This is a genomic window from Leptospira broomii serovar Hurstbridge str. 5399, from assembly GCF_000243715.2.
Lineage (GTDB): Bacteria > Spirochaetota > Leptospiria > Leptospirales > Leptospiraceae > Leptospira_B > Leptospira_B broomii.
On the sequence record NZ_AHMO02000007.1, the window covers coordinates 81355 to 102636 of the forward strand.

The 21282-nt window shown below is 41.2% G+C and carries 16 protein-coding genes; 10 read left to right on the forward strand and 6 right to left on the reverse strand.

The features are described 5' to 3' along the window. Positions 1-105 precede the first annotated feature (105 nt). Together modA and LEP1GSC050_RS03805 are read right to left on the reverse strand one after the other, a co-directional pair. Entirely contained in the window at positions 106-876 is a 771-nt protein-coding gene (gene modA, locus LEP1GSC050_RS03800; protein WP_020987074.1) for a molybdate ABC transporter substrate-binding protein, read from the reverse strand. A 15-nt stretch (positions 877-891) separates the two neighbouring features. Then, the gene (locus LEP1GSC050_RS03805; protein ID WP_010568532.1) at positions 892-2760 is read right to left on the reverse strand and encodes an alginate export family protein; all 1869 of its coding nucleotides are present in this window, start codon (positions 2758-2760) and stop codon (positions 892-894) included. Positions 2761-2868: 108 nt separating this feature from the next. Between LEP1GSC050_RS03805 and LEP1GSC050_RS03810 the strand changes: the two genes are divergently transcribed. The 5 genes from LEP1GSC050_RS03810 (at position 2869) to LEP1GSC050_RS03825 (ending at position 5661) form a co-directional block, all read left to right on the forward strand. Next, the gene (locus LEP1GSC050_RS03810; RefSeq protein WP_232225648.1) at positions 2869-3705 is read left to right on the forward strand and encodes a TOBE domain-containing protein; all 837 of its coding nucleotides are present in this window, start codon (positions 2869-2871) and stop codon (positions 3703-3705) included. A 356-nt stretch (positions 3706-4061) separates the two neighbouring features. Continuing rightward, positions 4062-4202 carry a hypothetical protein gene (locus tag LEP1GSC050_RS20805; protein ID WP_156895933.1) on the forward strand — a complete coding sequence of 47 codons (141 nt, stop codon included), beginning with the start codon at positions 4062-4064 and terminating at the stop codon, positions 4200-4202. After that, entirely contained in the window at positions 4199-4633 is a 435-nt protein-coding gene (locus LEP1GSC050_RS03815) for an SRPBCC family protein (protein WP_010568530.1), read from the forward strand. The genes LEP1GSC050_RS20805 and LEP1GSC050_RS03815 overlap by 4 nt, the downstream gene beginning before the upstream one ends. 56 nt (positions 4634-4689) lie before the next feature. Continuing rightward, on the forward strand, positions 4690-5037 hold the full coding sequence (locus tag LEP1GSC050_RS20340) for an SDR family NAD(P)-dependent oxidoreductase (protein ID WP_010568529.1): 348 nt from the start codon (positions 4690-4692) through the stop codon (positions 5035-5037). A 327-nt stretch (positions 5038-5364) separates the two neighbouring features. After that, entirely contained in the window at positions 5365-5661 is a 297-nt protein-coding gene (locus tag LEP1GSC050_RS03825) for a putative quinol monooxygenase (RefSeq protein ID WP_010568528.1), read from the forward strand. A 32-nt stretch (positions 5662-5693) separates the two neighbouring features. On the opposite strand, the gene LEP1GSC050_RS03830 is transcribed toward LEP1GSC050_RS03825, so the two are convergent. The 4 genes from LEP1GSC050_RS03830 to LEP1GSC050_RS03845 all read right to left on the reverse strand — a co-directional run bounded on the left by LEP1GSC050_RS03830 (position 5694) and on the right by LEP1GSC050_RS03845 (position 8670). Beyond that, the gene (locus tag LEP1GSC050_RS03830) at positions 5694-6638 is read right to left on the reverse strand and encodes a helix-turn-helix domain-containing protein (RefSeq protein ID WP_010568527.1); all 945 of its coding nucleotides are present in this window, start codon (positions 6636-6638) and stop codon (positions 5694-5696) included. A 29-nt stretch (positions 6639-6667) separates the two neighbouring features. Next, positions 6668-7381, reverse strand: a complete 714-nt coding sequence (locus LEP1GSC050_RS03835; RefSeq protein WP_010568526.1) for an SDR family oxidoreductase — start codon at positions 7379-7381, stop codon at positions 6668-6670. 444 nt (positions 7382-7825) lie between these two features. After that, positions 7826-8272, reverse strand: a complete 447-nt coding sequence (locus tag LEP1GSC050_RS03840; RefSeq protein WP_010568525.1) for an acyl-CoA thioesterase — start codon at positions 8270-8272, stop codon at positions 7826-7828. Further along, a complete protein-coding gene (locus LEP1GSC050_RS03845) occupies positions 8269-8670 on the reverse strand; it encodes a dihydrofolate reductase family protein (RefSeq protein ID WP_232225649.1) in 402 nt (133 codons plus the stop codon). Before LEP1GSC050_RS03845 ends, LEP1GSC050_RS03840 begins: the two co-directional genes overlap by 4 nt. 494 nt (positions 8671-9164) lie before the next feature. Between LEP1GSC050_RS03845 and LEP1GSC050_RS03850 the strand changes: the two genes are divergently transcribed. The 5 genes from LEP1GSC050_RS03850 (at position 9165) to recD (ending at position 21164) form a co-directional block, all read left to right on the forward strand. Next, on the forward strand, positions 9165-9743 hold the full coding sequence (locus LEP1GSC050_RS03850; RefSeq protein WP_010568524.1) for a dihydrofolate reductase family protein: 579 nt from the start codon (positions 9165-9167) through the stop codon (positions 9741-9743). 1326 nt (positions 9744-11069) lie between these two features. Next, a complete protein-coding gene (locus LEP1GSC050_RS03860) occupies positions 11070-12149 on the forward strand; it encodes a histidine kinase dimerization/phosphoacceptor domain -containing protein (protein WP_010568522.1) in 1080 nt (359 codons plus the stop codon). A 77-nt stretch (positions 12150-12226) separates the two neighbouring features. After that, positions 12227-15667, forward strand: coding sequence for an exodeoxyribonuclease V subunit gamma (locus tag LEP1GSC050_RS03865; protein WP_010568521.1), 3441 nt, complete (start codon positions 12227-12229; stop codon positions 15665-15667). After that, positions 15664-19374 carry a UvrD-helicase domain-containing protein gene (locus tag LEP1GSC050_RS03870; RefSeq protein WP_010568520.1) on the forward strand — a complete coding sequence of 1237 codons (3711 nt, stop codon included), beginning with the start codon at positions 15664-15666 and terminating at the stop codon, positions 19372-19374. Before LEP1GSC050_RS03865 ends, LEP1GSC050_RS03870 begins: the two co-directional genes overlap by 4 nt. After that, positions 19371-21164, forward strand: a complete 1794-nt coding sequence (gene recD / locus LEP1GSC050_RS03875) for an exodeoxyribonuclease V subunit alpha (RefSeq protein ID WP_010568519.1) — start codon at positions 19371-19373, stop codon at positions 21162-21164. Before LEP1GSC050_RS03870 ends, recD begins: the two co-directional genes overlap by 4 nt. The last annotated feature ends 118 nt before the right edge of the window (positions 21165-21282 follow it).

Genomic DNA, 21282 nt, shown 5'->3' on the forward strand with positions numbered 1-21282 from the left:
CAAAAATTATTTCCGAAAAATGACGGACGGCGCATAGGGTAGTGTGGAAAAAAACAAAACACATAACTATCATTCAGGAGCTCGACTCATAGATTTACTGAAAATTCATTTATCGGAGGCTTCGTTAGGGAGTGCAAAACCGTATTTCGCCATTACGCTCCGCGCGAATTTTTCCATTACATATTCTGCAAATTTCTTTGCCAGCGGATTCTTAGACGCTCGTTTCGTAATTATAAACCCTTGCTCTAAGGGTTGGTGGAGGTTGTTCGGTATTAAAAAGTATCCGCCTTTGCCTGATAGTTCAGGACTGATTGCTAACGATAAAGCGATAATTCCCACTTGCGCATTCCCGGTTTGAACGAACTGCGCGGTTTGTGCGATATTCTCTCCGAATACCAATTTCGATTCCACTTTTTCCCATAAGCCCGCCGAATGAAGAGCTTCTTCCGCTCGCTTGCCGTAAGGCGCGTGTTTAGGATTGGCTATGGCTATCCGCGTGATTTTCGGGTCGAGAAGATTGTTCAAAGTCATTTTCGAAGCATCTTGATTGGCGCTCCAAAGTACAATACGGCCGATCGCGTAAGGGACTACTTCGGAAGAAGCAAAACCGTTTTTCTCTAATTCTCGAGGGTAATTGATATCCGCCGAAAAGTAAATGTCAAAGGGCGCGCCTTCTCGAATTTGTGTCTGAAACTTGCCCGATGAGCCGTAAACAACGTCCACTTCGCTTCCAAGATTGGCTTTTTTAAAGGCCGTAACGATCTCATCCATCGCAAACTTGAGATCGGATGCGGCGGCGACCGTGATTTTTTCCGCCTGAACGGAAAACGATAGCAACAATATGCAAAAGATTGTTATTCGTTTAATAAACTTCATTTGTGGCCTCTATGTTTAAATTGCGAAGACTGTTTGTAAAAAGAAATACGTCGAATTGGGTTGATTCGTGTATTGCAATGCCGGGTTTGAATTCAAAGGATTGACTTTCGCATTCGTAATCGCATCCCCTGCATGCAAGAAAGCGATTCCGGTCCAGACCGAAAGATTTTCGTACGGAGTTACCTGATAAATCAGATCGATTTCAGATGCTATTTTTTTTCCTAAGTGAGTAGCGCTGGCATTATTCGAGTTTTGGTTGGACGAATCTTCCGTACTTCCCGAGACATATCCGTTATTATTATAGTAACCGTCTTGAAGTTTCGCTTTATAATAAAGATGAGATACAAAGGTGAACGTTCCCAATTTTCCGAAATCATATTTAATATTTATCGAATAATCTTTTACGTTCTGCCAGAAAACGACACCGGAAAGATTAGCTCCCGACCAAGGAATCGAACCGCCTGCCGCTCTTCTCGCTCCGAATAGAGGATTCCAAGTCGAAACCGAAGAATCGTTTCGATTAGGATCTCCCGAAGCATAAACGTATTGGATACCGATTCTTAGCGGATTAATCGGGGAGTATCCCGATTGTAGAGCGAGAAAATGAGCGTCGTATTTTTGATTTTCATTTTGAATCGCTTGTCCATTTACATTAATACTAGTTGTTCCGGGACTTTGTAACCAAGAAGTACCGACTTTCTGGCCGGTCGATCCCCCCTGCCATGCTGCCTCTATCGTCCAATCCCATTTAACCCCTTCCGGCAAAAAATTATTTTGGGTTCTATTGGTTAAGCGAAATCCATAAGTATTTAATTGATCGCTTTGTCGAGATCGTAACTCCGAATCGTATAAAGGGGCGGTGGGACTAACTATTGCCCTTTTTAGTAAAGTGAAATCGTAGAAATCGCCCCCGATCCAATTCGCAAATTTGATCCAATAATTCGTTCCGACAAAATACGCATCACCTATGGAATTGTTCGCGGTGCCGTTCGCAGTCACTAATCCGCTTGCATTATTTTGAGAACTTATCACGAAACCGAAAACATCTAAACTTTGAATACCCCTCTTTGCAGTGAATCTTAATCCGTCGAAAGAGTTTCCGATTTGGTTAAAGTTTCTTGCGCCGACGATTCTTCCGTCTCCGAATTCCACAATTTGTCGCCCGATTCGAAGTCTGAACGATTCGTCCAAACTGCGAACGTCCAAAAACGCTTCTCTAAAGGAGGTAGGATTCGAAGCCGGGACCGTTTTTTGGGTGGCAGTATTATAAGTAACTCCCGCATTCCCTGCTAAACCGAATCTGCCGTCGCCTGTTCCGCTCGGGAATTGGCTTCCTCCCCATTGGCGGATATCTTCGAGAGTTATTTTGAATATTAAATTTTTATTAATGTCACCGATTAGATACGCCTGAGTTTGGTTCGTAAAAACGTTCTTATTGTCCGGAGTGGTCTTATCGAAATCGGGATTGAATTGAGATTCATATCTAGGCCTAAGAGCAAATCCAGCTCGGTACTTTTCCTGAAACCAAAGATCTTTGTTTGATCGAACCGCTTTATTTTGCTCCGGAGTCAATTGCAAAGAGCGCAAGTATTCTCCCGACATCTTTCCAACCATCGGACTTTTATACGGAGTTTCTTGCACTGGAATCGAATCCGCTGATAATGCCGGTCCGGATAAGGATTCTTTCGGCGGCACAGGCGTCGTAGATTCCGAGACCGGCCTCACTTCATTATCATTTTTCCGAAGACCATCTTCTATCGTTCCGGAAGCAGGTATATTTTGGGGCGATTCTTCGGCACCGAGTAAATTCGGCAAAATCGTAAGCAATACAATTAAATAGCGGGCAAAAACGATTTCAATTTTCCTCAACTGCTTACAAAGCATTTTTTCATTCTTCTCTCTCAAACATTTATAAAAGCGCTATATTTTCAAGTATATAACGGTAGTAAACCGAAAATCCCGGAAAATCCCTTTTTGACGAAATTTTCAATCTTGAAATCTTGGGTCCGTAGAGAGTTAATATTCCAGCTAATGAAGAATAAGATGCAGATAGACGGAAATCTTTGGTTAAAGTATAACAAAGCGAATACTCTCGGTAAGGAAAAGATCGATTTGTTACGTGCCATCGATAAGTGCGGATCCATTTCCAAAGCTGCAAAGGAAGTCGGAATCAGTTATAAAACCGCCTGGGACTCCATCGATTTAATTAATAACCTACATAAGGAAACGCTTGTCGAAAAAAGTGTGGGAGGAGCGAGCGGAGGCGGTGCAAAATTGACCGCTAAGGCTCGTGAAATCATTCAATTTTATCAAATTATAGAGGAGGAGCATAAAAAATTTTTGAATCGATTGAGCGAAAGAATGGATAATCCTATAGAGTTACTAAATTTTTTAAACAGAATAGCAATGAAAACCAGTGCAAGAAATCAATTTTATGGAAAGGTAAAAAGCGTACAAAAAGGAGCGGTTAATTCGGAAATCGTAATTTCTTTAAAAGGAGATCAGGAAATTATCGCAACGATTACGAATCATAGTGTGGAAAATTTAGGATTAAAGATCGGTATCCCGGTTTATGCCCTTATTAAGGCCTCCTTTATCTCAATCTCAACGGATTCCATCTCCTCGCTTAGTTCAGAAAACAAATTGTTCGGAAGGATTTTTTCGATTTCCAGAGGTAGCGTAAACGATGAGATCATCGTTGAATTGCCGGGAGGAAATAAGTTAGTTTCTATTATTTCTAGCCAAGCTACAAAACTTTTGAATTTGGAAGCCGAAAAAGAGGTTCATGTATTCTTCAACTCATCCTCCGTAATTCTCGCAGTAGAATAATTTCAAGTAAATCTTCGAAGCTCATTTAACGTTCGATAAATTGAAACCATCCGAGCATTTTCTTCGAATCGGAGTCATTGACGACTATCCCCGCCGTTATCAGACCTGTCGACGTATTATAATAGTATTATACTTAAATTTGCTAAATCCTACCACCCATCAAATACCATAATAAAAACGGGCTGCGTACCGAATAAGCGAGAAGTCCGGGGATTTATGAAATATTCTATTAATGCAACAAAATAGTTGCATTAATTTTGACCTTTGCCATAATGCAACCTATTGGTAGCATATAAAAAATCGGATAAAAAGTAAATCGAACTCGAAATGCCGGTCTCAAGGTGCGGCGTATTGTCATGAATCGCGAAGAATTCAGTGAATGGTTCGGGATTAAATTCGGAGACCGGAATGCGCTAGGTCAGGGAATCAGTTCAATTAACGATAAGGATTTTGAAATTTATCCGGGAATTTTTGTTACCCAAGGAGAAAATCGATGAAAGATAAATATTTAACCAAATCCATTACTGTGGATCAAACCTCCAAAGTTGCCTTTGACGCTATTAATAATGTTCGCGCCTGGTGGTTTGGAGAAATTAAGGGAAGCACGGATAAGTTAGGCGACGAGTTTACTTATCGCCATGAAGACGTGCATTACAGCAAACAAAAGATAACGGACTTCGTTCCGGACGAAAAAGTCGTATGGCTCGTGTTAGAAAGCTCCCTCAATTTTGTTGGAAACAAAAAAGAGTGGGATGGCACAGAAATTATTTTTGAAATCAAGAAAAAGGGAGATAAAACTGAAGTTCTTTTTACGCATCTAGGTTTAGTTCCCGACTGTGAATGTTATAGCGACTGTTCAAATGCTTGGGACCATTATATCAATACTAGCCTACGGGACTTAATTGCTAAGAGTCAAGAAATCGTATAGTCGAGAGAAAAAGATCAATCAACTAGACGGTTTCTAATCTAAATATGGAGAAAATTATGGATCTTGCAAATAAAACAATTCTTATTACCGGCGCTAATCGCGGCATAGGCGCTGCCCTCGTTCGCGCCTTCTTGAAAACAGATGTAAAGATAATTTATGCAGGGTATTCCGCGTCGAAGGCTGCTTTGCATTCGGTCATTCAATCCATACGCTGGGAACTAAAATCTAAAAATATTAAGGTCATTGGAATATTCCCGGGTCCGATCGACACGGATATGAACAAGGGTTTCCCGATTGAAAAAGCGTCGTCAGATAGCGCTGCCGAAGAAATTGTTAAGGGCATTGAAGAGGACCAGGAAGATATTTTTCCGGATACTGTTTCTAAAAACATCTCCGGTATATAGAGACAAAGCGCGAAAGAATTGGAGCGTATCATGACCGGAAGTAGCTTCTGACACTTTTATGCGTAGTCGTTCAAGGATATACTGAGAATTGTACATGTCGAACAGCTGAATTGGAAATCGAACAACGTAAGAAAAATTTGATTCTTAAAATGGATGGAATTACTTGTGTTTGACCGATTCTTTTTACTGATACATTATGTCTATATTATACGATTGAAAAATGCGAAATGCATTTTTTAAAACTAAAAATTACCGCTCAATCAGTTAGGATATTTTGATTGATGCAGGATCGAGTAAGGTTCCTATATAGTCGGATGGAGAAGGAAAATGGCATTCGTTCGAATCGGTAAATTTAAAGCAAAGCCGGAAAGGGTAGTTGAGATATGTCTGACTTATGAAAAGGAAGCTATCCCAACGATTCGCAAAGCTGAAGGTAATATTAGCGCGGCGCTTCTGCAAGAAAAGACAGATCCCGAGAGCTTTTTGGCGATTACCGTTTGGCAGACCGAAGAAGATGCAGCGACGTACGAAAGAAGTGGCCTTGCCCAAGAAATGGTAAATAAAATCCGGTCGGGCTTTGCGGCTCCTCCTACGTTAGTGACATACAATGCCTTTGGAATTTGATTCTGATTTCTCCCTCTACGGATTAGGATAAGTCATACGATCAAACCGCGATTTTTTAAAAATTCACCCGGTGTGACGCCGTACTGGTTCTGAAAGGCTCGGATAAAATGAGAGGTATTTTCGTAACCGATCACGAATGCAGCTTCCGCTACGCTCGTGCCGCCCCCTTCTAATAAATTTTTCGCCTTTTCCAACCGACGCGAAATTAGCCATTTTTTTGGGCTAACACCGTATCTACGTTTAAAATCTCTTTGAAAGGAAGAAACGCTTCGGCCGGTCAGTGCAGCAAAATCCTCGACATTAAGAAGTTTATCGAAATTTTTTTCCATAAATCCTTTCAAATCCCGATCTCTATCCTTCGAAACCTTGAATAACCAATCTGGGAAAACTCCGGTTTTATCCGAACTTGCAAAAATCTGTAAAGCTTCCAGAAGTTTGATTCGAAGCAATCCTTCCGTTTTGCGTCCGAGACTAGCGAATAAAGGCCTGAGATTTTCAGCATAAAGCTTTAAGCCTCCGCCGTACGGTATCCGAAAAAGATCACCGATAGAATCGGACACGAGGCGAATTCTTTTCGACTTTAAAAACTCCTCAATTAGAGAATCCTGAAAAAAGAAAATATAACTTTCAAATACACCGCCTTTTGCCGGAAGTAATTCCGAAATCATATAAAGGTCGGGTGGTAGAAAAATTGCCTCGTTTTCTCCCACCTCGAAAAAATCCCCGCCGGAGGAAGTGATCCTTTTTTTACCGCGACATACGATAGTAAGAGAAGCGGCCTTTGCAAAGACTTCTCGCTCCGGTAGATGTTTTATTATTTTTTTATAAATAATCGCGGAGTTCCCGTCGGCTCCAAAAGCAATCATTTCGACTTCGGGCATCCCTTTCAATGTTTCAGGAGCAATTATGACTTTTACCGTCGTCGGAGTCCGCAATTCGGTAGTCTGTAACTCGCCTTTACCGCCTCTTACTTTCATTGCAAACTCCTATCGACGCCCCGTCCTAATTACATCGAAGCAAATTGTTTTTCCACCGCTTTATGGTCTTTCTTCCAAGCTTCATAAACGGAAACGGACATCGGATCCGGAAAAATATCCTCTTGTCCGGATTCCAAACCTTTAAGGATCGCATTCGCCACATCTTTCGGACTGGTTTTCGGCATTTCAACCCCGGAAAGCATATCCGTATCAACGGCGCCCGGAAAAACGTTACACACCCTTACACCTCGACTTACTAAAGTAGCACGAAGAGATAAACTCATAGACCAAGCCGCTGCCTTGGACGCATTATACGCGGATAGACCGGGCATACTGGCAAGAGACAATAATGTAAGAATGTTCACGATCGTTCCGTCAGAGTTTTTCTCCAAGATGGATGTAAATGTCCGGGCCATATTTAAGTTTCCGAAAAAATTTACGGAAAAGTTTCGTTCAAATTGATCCTCGGATGCATTTAAAATATCGTTAAAATCCAGAACCCCGGCATTATTGAATAAAAGATTCACGTCGGTCGCTCGATTAGATAACTCGGCAACACTCTTTTTACTTGTGACATCCAATTCGACGGGAACAATCCTTTTATCCGGCGGAATTGTTCCGTTCCAAGTTCTTGCAGCGGCGTATATTTTCCGAGCTCCTCCCTCTAACAGACTTTCCACAAGCGCCTTTCCGATTCCTCGATTCGATCCCGTAACTAATGCGATTGCTTGGTTTACTTTCATTTCTTTCCTCTATGTATCAAATACTGATTTTCATTCAAAGCCGCTCTAAAACAGCCGGGCGGCCCGCGATGATGAATAGAAAGTATCCGATATTTTCAGAATCCGTTAACCGGAAGCAGGACAAAATAGTCGAAATCGGTCAAAATTAAAAATAAAATGAACGCGATCCTTATAGAGAATCAGAGAATCCCCAGTGCCGTTCATTGGCCAAAAACCGGTAAAGTAAATTCTGGAGTAATGTAAAGCTTCCTAATTAAATAGCGGCATTCCGATTCCAGAATTTACTTTATATTCAAATATATACTTTTTAGATAAGATTCCGATAAAGAATTAATCTAGATAAGCAACTTATTAATTTACTCTTCAATAATAATTTGCTAAAATTCCCACTTCTTGTCTTTCCATTCTGAAAAGTGAAGAACGTTTTTTATAGGACATCTGTTCTTAGCGCTGATGCAAATATTCTTCAAGTTTAAGTAATAAATGATTCGGCCAATCAGTCAGAGCCATAGTATCAAGATCTGCAAAACCGTGTAGTACATCTGCCATGCACCTGCGTTCGCTACCGCAGACACCTTCGATATTAACAAGAACATTGTTCCTTCGAAGCCGCTTTACTTTAACTCGAAAGTCAAGGACATCACCTAGTTTTGACGGTTTAAAGAACTTAGCAACAAAACGCATTGCGGGCAACCCTAGATTTTTTTCCACAACCATCTGGGGAAATCCAAAATCCAGTTCTTCGCGGAACCAATCTTCTAAAGCTTCGACGAAAAGGTTGAAATACTGTGGAGTGAAGACGACTCCGGCAGCATCGCAATGTTGCATTCGGATTATTTTGGAGACTTTATAGACTTTTGGCACTTTTCCTCCGAAGTCGATCCGCTTCATACTATTAGTCGTTCATTTGTCGACTCATAGTAAAGAGTTATCGCACCGCAATCAAATGTTTTTGTTTTTAAGAGTTTAAGATTAATTCTATCTTGGATGTTTTTAAATAACGACAGGCCGCTTCCTAAAATAATTGGCCTAACACTGAGTTGGTATTCATCAATTAAGCCCAGTAGCATTAAGGTCACTATTAAACTAGGGCTGCCAAGCAAAATGTTTCTACCTACTTGTTGTTTGAGTTCTAAAACTTCCTTTTTCAATTTCGCATTTTTCCAATCAACATTTTTCAGGGTGTGGGAAAAAACAATTTTGGGAATATTGTCTATTATTACGGCAAATTCATCCGTTGGTTTGTTACCGGTAGGATTTTTTATTACGGTTGGCCAATAGCTTTCCATTAGTTGATATGTTATCCTTCCATATAAAAGGGTTCCTGAGTTACTTTAATAACTCGTTGTAATGCTGAAGTATTTCATCGTCGGCACTCATTGCCGTATGGTCGTAAAACCCGTCCAGTGTCATATTCATTACTGCGATTAGTTTTTTCATTTTATTTAAATAAATTATCAATTTTCATGTCGGTCGGTTAAAGTTTGCACTGCAGCTGCATAGCGCATAACTTTTTCAAACCACCATTATCCATAAATGAGTTATCTCCGATTTGAGATCGATTCATAAATGAGAACTCGGTCAGGAGTATATAGTGTAAAGTCAGTATGGAACCGCAGACATAGTTCGCCCCTGTTTACGCAACATATTGGTAATTACTGGTAGAATTTTCAGTTGAAAGTAGGCCCCGGGAGCGATTTTCTGGCGCGGCTACTTGCGATTTTTTTAGCAGGCAGGTTGTAGCAGTGTCCTAAATATTGAAACTTAAACAAGGAGAAATCAAATGAGAAAAGTAAGCGTACTCGCTCATACGTCATTGGACGGCTTTGTCGGAGGGCCGAATGGGGAAATGGATTGGATCTCACATGATGATGAAGTGTTCCACTATGTCACCGAGCATTTTAAATCGGTTGATACCTGTCTGTACGGGCGTGTCGTTTATCAGATGATGGAAAGCTATTGGCCGACAGTGCCGAAAAATCCGGCAGCGACAAAAATGGAACTCCATCATGCCGATTGGGTGGAGAATATTCAAAAAATTGTTTTTTCTACAACTCTCGAAAAAGCGGAATGGAATAACACAAGATTAATAAAAAGCAATGTCGAGGAAGAAATTTCGAAACTCAAAAAACAACCCGGGAAAAATATGATGATATTCGGCAGCCCCAGACTGACTCATTCCTTTATGAATATGGGATTGATTGATGAGTTTTTGATCAATGTCAATCCTGTCATCTTGGGTAATGGAATCCCGTTATTTAAAGACATTAAGGATAAGATCAATTTAAAACTAATAAGTTCCACGACATTCAAATGCGGTGTCGTCGGACTTAACTTTGGTAAAAAAGCAACAGGAGAATAAAATGAAGGATCGGATTTTTTAAGCGGTACGGCCGGCCAAAAAATAGATTCAGACCTTATAATTCACAGATAGATCTAGATCTACCGAAAAATTTTGTCTCTTATATAATCCAAGCATTTGGAGAAAACCAGATGTCTTGGAAGGAGACTTGCGTACCAAGAAAGAATAGAGTTCTCGTGGCCAGAAGCAGGACGGATGGACAATGACTGGCCTTTGCCAAGAGTTCGGAACCAGCAGAGTAAACGGTTATCAATATCTGAAACAATATGCTGAATTCGACATTGACGGGCTAAAAGATAAACGGAGAAAGATGACTACTTTCAATGCAAGTACAATAATCATCGACCGCATGAAGGATTAAAAAATGAATTTCCGATGACGACCGCAAACCATCGAGAAGAGTATCCTTAATTTCTTCCTGAAGCATATTATCCAATAAACGAAATCATTGTCAGGCAAATGATTTAAGGGGTAATTATTGTGCGGTTGTCAATCTTTCCTTCATCCGCTCTAGAGGAACCAGCTTGGACTAAAAGACATCGCAGATAGACGCTTGCAAGAATTCTTTTTTATCAATCGGGACTCGAGTAATCGATATTTATGCGGGGAAAGAATTGCAATATAAGATCCTTGTACTGTTTCAATTAACGTAACAATTATGATTTATTTAGCACTTTTCTATAAGAGGAAATATTGAGTATCTAATGCAAAGTAAGAACTGAACCTCCGAAGCACACAGTGTCGAAATTTCAAGCGACATAATGTCGATTATCGGAAGTACCTTGTTACCTCACGTAACAATCTACTCCAAATGAATCCGGAAAGATGCAAAGTAAGTATAGGGAACTTACAAACTATTGAACGGAGTATAAAATTTAATGAAATTCTCATTTCAGTCAATATATTATTTCTTTTCGATTTTTATTAGAGAAGGAGACTTATACGGAGTTACCTCAGCTCAAAGAATTGTAAGTTAAAAATACTAAATCAATTTAATGAGACAAAACTCCTTCGAGTATTCTCCAGAAAATAGAATCGGGTCGCCTGTGGTTGTCTCTCAGTATACTAACCAAATGGAAATCTCGTCGCTCGCACGCTAGAAATTCAGGATTATAGCGAATTCTAATTTCTCAAAATTGTTTGAAGAAATACTATTTCAGGGGGAACAAGGATACCCAATTCGTTTAGTATACTTTACTTTCATCTAAAATAGAAAAGAATCTTCCTCCTTTTGTAAATCGGCTTGCTCTTCGAATAATTAGAGTATACGAGTGTAAGACTTTCATTAAAACTGCGTCCTAAACGAAAATTCTTAAACTGAAGATCATGTTGAACGAAAAAAATGAATCTGGCATCGGAATTACCTCGAGGTTTTGTAGAAAAAAATTTCTTCTACCTGCCTCCCTATTATTTTTTTTCATATCCGTCATTATCCCGATCGCAGATTCTATTTTAGGATATTCCATTCAAAGACTGGGTTTAATCGTCGGAGGAATTGCCTCTTTCATTAGCATTATCTTAATTTTATACGGGAAATATATAGCAGCCGTTTATATTTGCTCGATTAGTTTTTGCTTGGCTCTTTGCGTCGGGACTTTTTGGGGTACTCATAATATTGCGTTCTGGTTTCCGACAGTCGTGCTGTTTCATTTATTCTTTGCCTCGAAAAAACATACCGTTTTTGTTTTCGTGTTTTGCTTGTTACTTTCTTTTATCCAAGCATATTTAAGAAGAGAAGAATTAAATTTTGGAGTATTAACGGACTCTATCGGCTCCTTAATCGTTCTCTCCGTAATCGGATTAATGATCGCCACTGATTTGGAAAAACTTCTGCTCCAGAAGAATTCCTTAATCCAAGAATTGAACCACAGAGTCAGAAATAATTTACAGGTCGTCTTAGGACTGATTTCGCTGTTGAAAGCTTCCAATGAATGGGCCGCGCCGACATTAAATATTCTGGAACGCAGAGTTTTGGCTTTATCCAGCGTTCATGATATCGATAGTGATCCATCGGATCCTGGTAAAGTCCCAATGAGCATCGTATTCGCCGACTACCTGAATCGAATCGCGGCCGAAGCGATTCGATTCCCGAAAATAAATATCCCGAAAAATGAAACCTTTCTTACGATCAAAGACGCAATTTTTATGGCGATGATTGCTGGAGAAATTATCACTACCGGAATGAATTCTCAAATCGAATCGTCCGTATCAGAACGACTTATCAATATAGAAATCGACGAATTAGAAACGGATTTAGTGGAATTGAAAATTACCGGGATTGCGATCGTTTTGGGGCAAGGCGTGGAATTCATCGAATTGTTAGCCGAACAATTAGGCGCCAAATTACGGGTCGCACACGATGAAGAAAAACCGATTAGCATCGTCACATTTAGAAAGTCTACCTAGGTGCTCGTTGCCGGACCGTAGTGAATGAAATAATCTCTTTTCTCGCAAACTCCCGTCGATAGAATTGGAATCTGAAGATGCCTATCAAAGTTTTTTCTTCCGACGACTTAACTCTCTTAGCGGAAAATCTGCTCTCTTCCGTTTCCGCCGAAATACGAGAAGAAGACGGATTGTACAGTCCGATTATAGTAATTCCAAATCAAAGTATGGAGACGTGGCTATACTTGGAATTTGTAAAGCGAGCCGGAATCGTTTTCAATATCCGTTTTCTCTTTTTAGAAAAGGCAATCGAAGAATTTTTATTAAAAAAATATTCTCCGGATCTAAAACCTAATTCGCGTCCCTTTCTTCTACCGGAAGCTAGGCGTTTTCTAATTTACGAATACATTCAAAAAACACCCGGCTTTCTCTCGGATTACCCGATTCTAAGCGCGTATCTTCTACCATCAGGAAGAAAAAAGATAGATCCTGTTCGACTATTCGAATTATCCGGAAGACTCGCTAAATATTTCAAAGATTACGAACTGCAAAGACAGGATTGGATTCGAAATTGGATAGGCAATCGATACGAAATGCTTCGCATAGGAGCCGAGGACATCGAAGAATGGAATGCTACGAAATCGCCGGTTTTCTTTTTACAAAAAGAGTTATATGCAGCGACTGCAGCAAGCGCTAACGCCGAAACACTTATTCAATTTGCTATGCGAACTCGCTCTTCGGAAAAAACGCCGAATACTAAAAAAGCAAAGCACGGAAAAATATATTTATTCGGACTCTCACAATTATCTTCTACCTATATAGCGTTGTTTAACGCACTTTTACCTGAGCTTTCCGTAGAAGTATTCCAATTCGGTCTACCGCAAGACGCGGTCGCGACTGACGCATCGCGGCTAACCACTTGTCGTAGCTGGGCAACTCCGTTCCGCACACTCCATCAAAGTTGGCTAGCTTCAGGGGCTCAAATTCATAAGATTCAAGACCGCGAAAAAAAACAAGATTCCCTGCTTGAAGCGCTACAGACTTATCTTTTAAGCGGAAAACAAGCTCTGTCGGACAGGCGATTCCGTGCCGACGCAAGCCTAATAATAGCTGAGGCTTCGGGAAAATTAAGAGAAGTGGAGTCGGTTTTTCACGCAATTCTTTCCAAGCTAGATGATGATCCGACACTTCGCTTAACGGATATCGGTATTTTCTGCGTAGACCTTCCCGATTATCGGCCGGCAATTGAAAGCATCTTCGAAGGGGGAATCCTTGCGAAGCAAATGAACCGGAATGGAAAGGAGGAATTTTCTCCAAAGACTCTTCCTTATACGATACGAGACGTGCGTGCCGGAGGGACAAGTTCCTTTTTGCGCGGATTGCTATGTATTTTCCCGTTACTCACTGGAAAAAAATCAAGAAAGGAATTCTTCGACCTATTTCGAAATTCTTGTTTCCAGGCAAAATGGGGTATCGACCCGGAAGCGGTTCAAGAATGGGGTATATATGCAAAAAACCTAAACCTTTACGTAGACGACTCCTTGGAAGGTGATCCACAGTCATTTTCCTTTCGGAACGGATTTATTCGATTGGCAATGTCTGAAGTCCTACCCGAATCTGCAGAGGCGGATACCGGTGTCTCGCCTTATCCTTCCCAAAATAAAATTTCCGTAGAGAATTGGATCGGTATTTGGAAAAAAGTTGAATCCCTTCTGAACTCCTTTTCCGATCGTTTATCGGATCCAAGTCTTTCATCCGACGAATTACTGGATTCGTTCTTAAGATTCGCGCAGGCAATGCTCGTTCCCGCCGAAGAAGAACCGGAAGAAGCAGCGATAGCGTTGGAATTGTTTTCCCGACTGGAATCCTTAAAAGGGATTTCGTGGGATGCCGGCGATGCTAAGGATAGAATTCGATTTTTTGAAACTTTTGTTCGCGAGTCCTGCGACGGAATTCCGGTCAGAAAGGGGAAATATCTTACCGGCGGAATTACCGTCTCAGCTTTGCAACCGATGCGCCCGATTCCGTTTCGGCATATATTTATACTAGGACTCGGGGAGGGGGCGTTTCCGGGAATCGACGATCGCTCCGCCTTCAACCTCAGACATCTGTCTCCTCGTATAGGCGATATTACGACTAGACAGACGAATGAATCCTTGTTATATGAAACGATTTTATCCGCGAAAGAAAGCCTGAATTTCTCCTTCGTTTCCCAGGATACGGGTAAGGACGAGGAGTTAGCGCCCTCCCCTTCCTTATTACAAATCGAGCAAGCGTTAAAAGAATTCATTCTACATCCGGAAGAAAGTGTCAGGATTCCCCTGCCGTTAAACAAACATAGTAGACAATATTTCGAAGCCAGGACTATTCCCCGCGAAAAGGATTTTCGGTCCACTTTCTTTAAAACGTACGACGCGTCCGCCATCACGGCTTACGGACAAGAAGAAGGAAAAAGAGAATACGCTAAAAAAATATTGAATTTCGGAACGGCCTCGCATTCCGCAATGTCATTACAGATCGAAAAGGAACTTACGATCGATTTGAGTGAGCTCATACAATTTTGGAGATCACCTCTCTTTTATTTTCTTAGGAAAAATTTCGGGCTGTACGTCCAAGACTTCGAAGAAGAAGAATCTGCATCCCAGAGAGAGCCGTTTCGAATTTCGGAAAGTTTTTCCTTAATTTCGGAAACTTGGAAACTTTTCGGAAAAAATTTTTCCGGGAAAAAGATACCCACCGATTCCCTCCCCATATTTTTACAAGGATACGAGAAAACGATTCAGAATTTCGGCAAACGCGGCTTACTTCCGCGAGGAACCTACCGTGACGTAGAAGAGATTCTCAATGCGGAAAAGTTCGAACGGTCCTGGGAAAAAATCGGACCACTGATAAATCAAAGTTATTTTTACGACGCGCTTTCTTTCGGCGAGACCGCTAAACAAGGATCTATCCTTTCTCTGCCGAGCCCATTCTTAGATATTTCCGAAGGAATTCGAGTGTACTTTAGCGGACTGAAGGAATCGGTGTTCGTTTCCGACGAGAATGCAAACATAATCTTAATCTATCCAAATTCGAAAAAAAACCTGAAAAACGGAATCGAGCCGCTAATAATACAATCACTCCTGGATCTCATACCGACGGAATCGAAAAAACAAAAGACAGTGCAGGTGTTATTCGGATACGTCTCTAAAGAAGGGGCGCCCGACGAATATCAATTACAATCGGAAAGATTGGAAAGCAAAAATTTCCTAAAAGATCTTGTAGAAGAATACCTCCGTCCTTGTACTGCATTAATTTCTCCGCAATTTTGGGAAGATTTTCCGCTTCGAAAAGAAATCTCGCAAAGTGCAAAAAAAGAGGATCGAGAAAGACTTTCTCAAGAATACTCGCTTTGGATTCGGGAATCTCTAGAATACGACTTATCCGAATATTTAAATCCTACGCTCAGACTTTTACCGTCTCCTAAAGATCATATTCCGGTAAATGCTTTGGATTTATCCGAGAAATTATACGAACCTGTTTTGCGGAGTCTATCATGAGGCCGATTTCAATCGATTTTCCTCCCTCTTTCGCGGATGGAATCGATTCCAAAAGAAACGGTTTTATCGGCGCTTCCGCCGGAACGGGGAAAACCCACACAATCGTATACTTAGTATTGAAATTGTTAAGAGAATCTTTTCTTGCCTGGGACTCCGATGCCGAAACTTCTCCTCCGCTCGGAATCGAATCGATTTTAGTTCTAACGTATACCGATAAGGCCGCTTCGGAATTAAGATCCAGAATTCGGGCCGGAATTAAGGAAAGAATTCGGAACTTGGAGGAAGCGGTTCGAACTAATCCGATTTTAGAGCCGGAACGTCAGTTTTTTTTGGCGCAAGCAGGCCGACTCGATCAAGCCTATATTTCCACTATCCACGGATTTTGTAGTAAGATTCTCAGGGAATATTCCTTAGAAACCGGATATCCCGTAAATGCCAAGCTTGTTCCGGAATCCGAGCCTTTGAATAGGATTCTATATTCCAGGATGCATTCTGAATTCGTCGGCGAGATACCGAAAGAAAGCCTAGCTTTAACTCTATTAGAATTACGTAATTTTTTTGATAACGGATTCACTGGAAATACTTGGGAAGATTTTATATCGGAACTTGCCGGAAAAAAGGAGATTTCCCCCTCGAATGTTAGGCTGATGCCTCGTCCAAATCTTTTACCCGGAAAAAAAGAGATCTGTCTATGTATTCAGACATTATCTCGCGAGTATTCGGCCATCCTGCCGTTACAAGAATTGCTATTGAAATACGTACATGCAAACACCAAAAAAGCATTTTTAGACCGGGAACTCGCCTTCAAAAAAATCCTAGCTAAAGCCCTATCCGCGATGGAGCCATTCGATCCGATCAGGGTAACGAAAGCGATCTTGGAGATCAGGCGTTTAAAAAGAAAAGAATCCGGAGTCGGAAGCGTTCTTTTCTCAGACGACGAATTAAAGAAAGGAGAATCCGATCCAGCATGCGGTACTTATATCGCACAACGAGAAAAAGTGAAAAAAGCTCTTTCCGATTTGGAGACGATAGCCGTTTCATTCGTTGTTCAAATTTCGGAAATTATCGTGAAGCAAACTCCTTCCGAAAAGGCCGAAGAAGGCGAAATTACGTACGGTGATATGATCCGGAATTTGTCCCGATCTTTGTCCGTTAATCAAGTATTATCAACCGAATTAAAGACAAGATTCCACTATGCGATCGTAGACGAGTTTCAAGATACGGATTCCGAACAGTACAGCATTTTCCGAAATCTTTTTCTCGAAAAGAGTGGCATTGCCGATTCAGAGACTCGTTTATTTCTGATCGGAGATTCCAAACAGGGAATTTACGGATTTCGCGGAGCGGATATCGGTACGTATTTATCAGCAAAAAAAAATTTGGATTTAAACGGAAAATTCGCGGACCGATCCGTCGTTTACCCGGAATTAGATACGAATCGACGTTCATTACCGGAATTGATTGCGGCGTATAACGACCTTTTTTCCGCCCCAAAAGGAGATTGGTTTCCGTTAAGAGAGCCGGGCTTTGATCCGATTCCGTACGCGAAAGTAAACTCTGCTGCGTCCGGTAGAAAAGCCGTCCTATATTCGGATAGGAGCGAGCGCGGCGCTCTTAACGCATTTCAGTTGCCCTCCGCTTCCAGCAAAGAAGCATTAAGAGATCCTTATGCTAGATTTATAGTTTCGGAAATTCTGCATTTGGTATCCCGCGAATCTAGAATCTTAATCCAAAAAGAACGACCCGGGCGGCCTCCGTTCGCAGGAAAAGTGCGTTACGGAGATATAGCGATTTTGATCCGAAACCAAGACGATTCAAAGGAATTGGAAAATTATCTAAGAGCGGAAGGAATTCCATATACTTATAGCAAAAAGAGAGGACTGTTTTCCTCAAACGAAGCTTATCGTTGCAGACAAATTCTTTCTTGTATAAACGAAGAAGGAAGTCCCGATTCATTTTATAAACTCTTACTCTCGGATTTATTCGAAGTCCGACCGACAGATTTGCACCGATTCGATGAATATTCCGTCGAATCCAAAGAAAAGCGACTGTTAGAATCTTGGCGTCGATATGCCAGAAAAAAAGAATACGCAAATCTTTTCCGTTCCTTATTGACCGAAAGTTTACTAGCTAAACCTCGAGATACCGAGAAAACTCGAGATTGGGAACGCAGGATTACGAATTTTCGACAAATCTTCTTTCTTTTATCGGAACAAGCGTCCTTAAGTGATCTTTCTCTGCGCGAACTGATCGAGCATCTCGATTCTTGCATTACTAATTCGTCCACCCGAGAGGAAGACGATTATCTGGAAAGAGAAACCGAGGAAGATCGGATCAAAATTCTAACAATTCATTCCAGCAAAGGTTTAGAATTTCCTTTCGTATTCCTTTTAGGAGGATTTACGGGATGGTCCCCTGCTCAAAGAAAATACTTCGAATATCGGGAAACGACCGCGATTGCGGATCACGAATTGCAGAGCGTAAAAATAATCGATCTGGAAAAGAAAGAACTAGAGAAATTTAAAGAGTATTTAATAAACGAAGACAAAAGATTATATTACGTGGCGGTCACAAGAGCTATGTATAAGTTCTATTTTCCCCTGTTATCTTCGCCCGCTCCGGAAAGACCCTTGGAGTTATTCCGTAGATCGTTCGAAGCAGCGATGCCGAATTTTGATCCGACGTCGAGTGTCGCCAAGATTTATCAGAATGAAACGAAAACGGGTTATGAAGTTAAATTCTTCACAAGATTCCAAGAAAATACAGATTTGCCCGAAGATACCGAATCGGATCTCGCGGAACACCGAGCTGTTAGGGATGTGTTTCATTGGCCAAACGGCTGCGAGAAACGAACGATCATTCTCGAGAGTTATTCTTCGTTAGATCGCTATACGAGCATTCAGAGAGAAAATGGATATCGGATAGAGACTGAAAATGCGAAAGGCGACGAACTCGAATTCTTACAGTCCGCTCAGGACGACTTACCATCTTCAAATCAAATGGGAAATCTCCTTCATGCGTTATTAGAAACGATTGATTTTTCATATTTTTTACGTGCAAACAATCCGATAGAATTGAAGGATTTCCCCGCGTGGAAAGAAATAGAAAACTCTCTTCGGATACATGGATACGGTAAGGACGAAGATCTGCTCGAATTTTATACGGAAAGGGCAGCTACCTTTCTTTGGAATACTCTGAGAAGCCAACTCCCCTATACTCAAAGTTTGAATTGCTTAGCCGAATTGAGCTCAGAGGAAAGAAAACACGAAGTCGATTTCTTTCTGAGGATTCCCAATCGTAAAATCGAGAACGAAAGCCAATTATTAAACGGAACCGTGGATTTTATCTTCTTTTCCGGGGGAAAATATTGGATTGCCGATTGGAAATCTAATAAGCTAGGCCAGCCCGGAAATCAGCCATCTTATTCCGAGAAAAATATAGAAATTAAGGTCAACGAATCCTATTCGATTCAGTTGGCTCTTTATTCCCTTGTCCTAGACGATTGGCTTCGCAATAAATACGGACCGAAATACGATCCCTGTCTGCTAGGAGGTATGTATTTTATTTTTCTACGAGGGATGGACCCCTTACAAAATGGAAACGGGACATTCTTCCAACACATTGATACTTCTTTTATCGAGAAATCGAAAAGTCTGCTTCTAGAAGTACTCGAAACGAAACACAATGATTCGTGGGGAAAAGAATGATAGAGGAATCTCCGATCGTCGATCTAGATTACGTAATGTTCCTTTCCGCTGAAATGTCTCGCGTGTTACCGGAAGTCAAGAAAGAAGACTTGTACGAATTGAATCTGCGTTTATTGCAAGCGTTGAGAACCGGCAGTTTAGGCGTATCCGAAAATCAAATCCGGAAGAATTTCGAGTCCCCGTTTTTTAGATCTCGCAACGGGATTTTATATTACAGAAAAACTTTTGAAACTTTAACTGAAGTTGAAGACTCCTTCCGCGACCTACTAGCTCGCGAAGTCCCTAAAGACCAGAGAGATCGAGTTCAGAATATTATTAAAGACATCACCGAAAATGATCCTCTGGAATTTCAAAAAAACGGGATTAAAGTAACTCTTTGCGGCGAGGGGGAACAAAAGGAAGCGTTAGAGGCGGCACTTAAATCTTCTTTCTTTGTACTGACCGGTGGTCCCGGAACGGGAAAAACGACGGTGATTACGAGTCTTTTGCGAGCGCTGGTTCGTTTAGGTTATGAAACCGAAAAAATCGGATTAGCCGCGCCGACAGGCCGAGCGGCACAGAGATTAAAAGAATCTTTAGAAAATACTTTAAACCTAAACCGGGCCGAAAACGGATTAGATCAAAAACTTTTAAATTTGCCGACGGCAACGATCCATCGGCTTTTAGGTTATAACCCTAAGAATAATTCTTATAAATTCGGAAAAGATTTTCGACTACCTTACGACGTCATCGTAATCGATGAAGTTTCAATGGTCGATCTAGATTTGATGTCCAATTTGCTGAGATCCTTACCGAATCGGAAACGGGAGAAATTCAGATTCATTATTCTAGGAGATGCTGATCAATTACCGAGCGTGGAAGCGGGGGCAATATTATCGGACATAGTTGCCTCGATTTCCTCATCTTCGAATTTCTTTCGCCTAAATAGAAGCCATCGGCAGGAAGGAAATGCGTCTCCGATTTTCGCCGCTGCTCAAGAGTGTATCGGCGAAAACTCGAATGTAGATTCTCTCTTAAAATCCATGTTTGCAGCGCGAACTAATATTTCCCTAGACGAAATAGTAGATTCGACATCATCCGAAAATGAAGCGGGATTTTATCGGATTCTATCGGATTTTCCGAAGAACCGGAACCGCTTTTTGGAAAAATATATAGAGAATTGGATTCAACCTAGATTGGCAAAACTTCCGGATCCGAATAATGAAAGCATTAAACTAATTGAATATCTTTCGAAGGATTTGAATCATTCCCGAATACTCACTATTCTTAGACAAGGGGATTTTGGAAGCGAGGGAATCAATCGGGACATCAATCGGATACTAATAAAGAAAGGGTATAAAAAGACCCTAACGATCGGGAACCGTACATATTTCCCGGGGCTTCCGATCATGATCACAAAAAACGATCGTTCAAGAGGAATGTTCAACGGCGACACCGGGGTCATTTTAGAAGCTAAAACAATTTCAGGAGACCCCGAGCTTCGCGCGATATTTCTTTTGGACGGAATGATTCGAGACTTTGCTTTGGACACCCTACCCTCGCACGAACCTGCGTTTGCAATTACGGTGCATAAGTCCCAAGGTTCGGAATATGATAATATATTTATTCTTTATCCTCCGGATCCCGAAAAACCCGAGAGCAAGAATTTGACTAATGAACTCTTCCGAACGGAAATTCTTTACACCGCTCTAACTCGTGCAAAGCGGAGAGCCGTCTTACTCGCAGATGACGGACTATTAGGCTTATCCCTGAGCAAAAAATCGGAACGGGTTACCGGGTTTCGACTTTAGGATATGATTCCCCACCCCTACTGGGTGGGGGCCGGTGAGGCGGTTTCGCAATGTCGTTAGTATCACGTCCTTCGGAATCTGAAAAGTCTTTTTTGAAGGTACAAATTCTGTGGGAGCT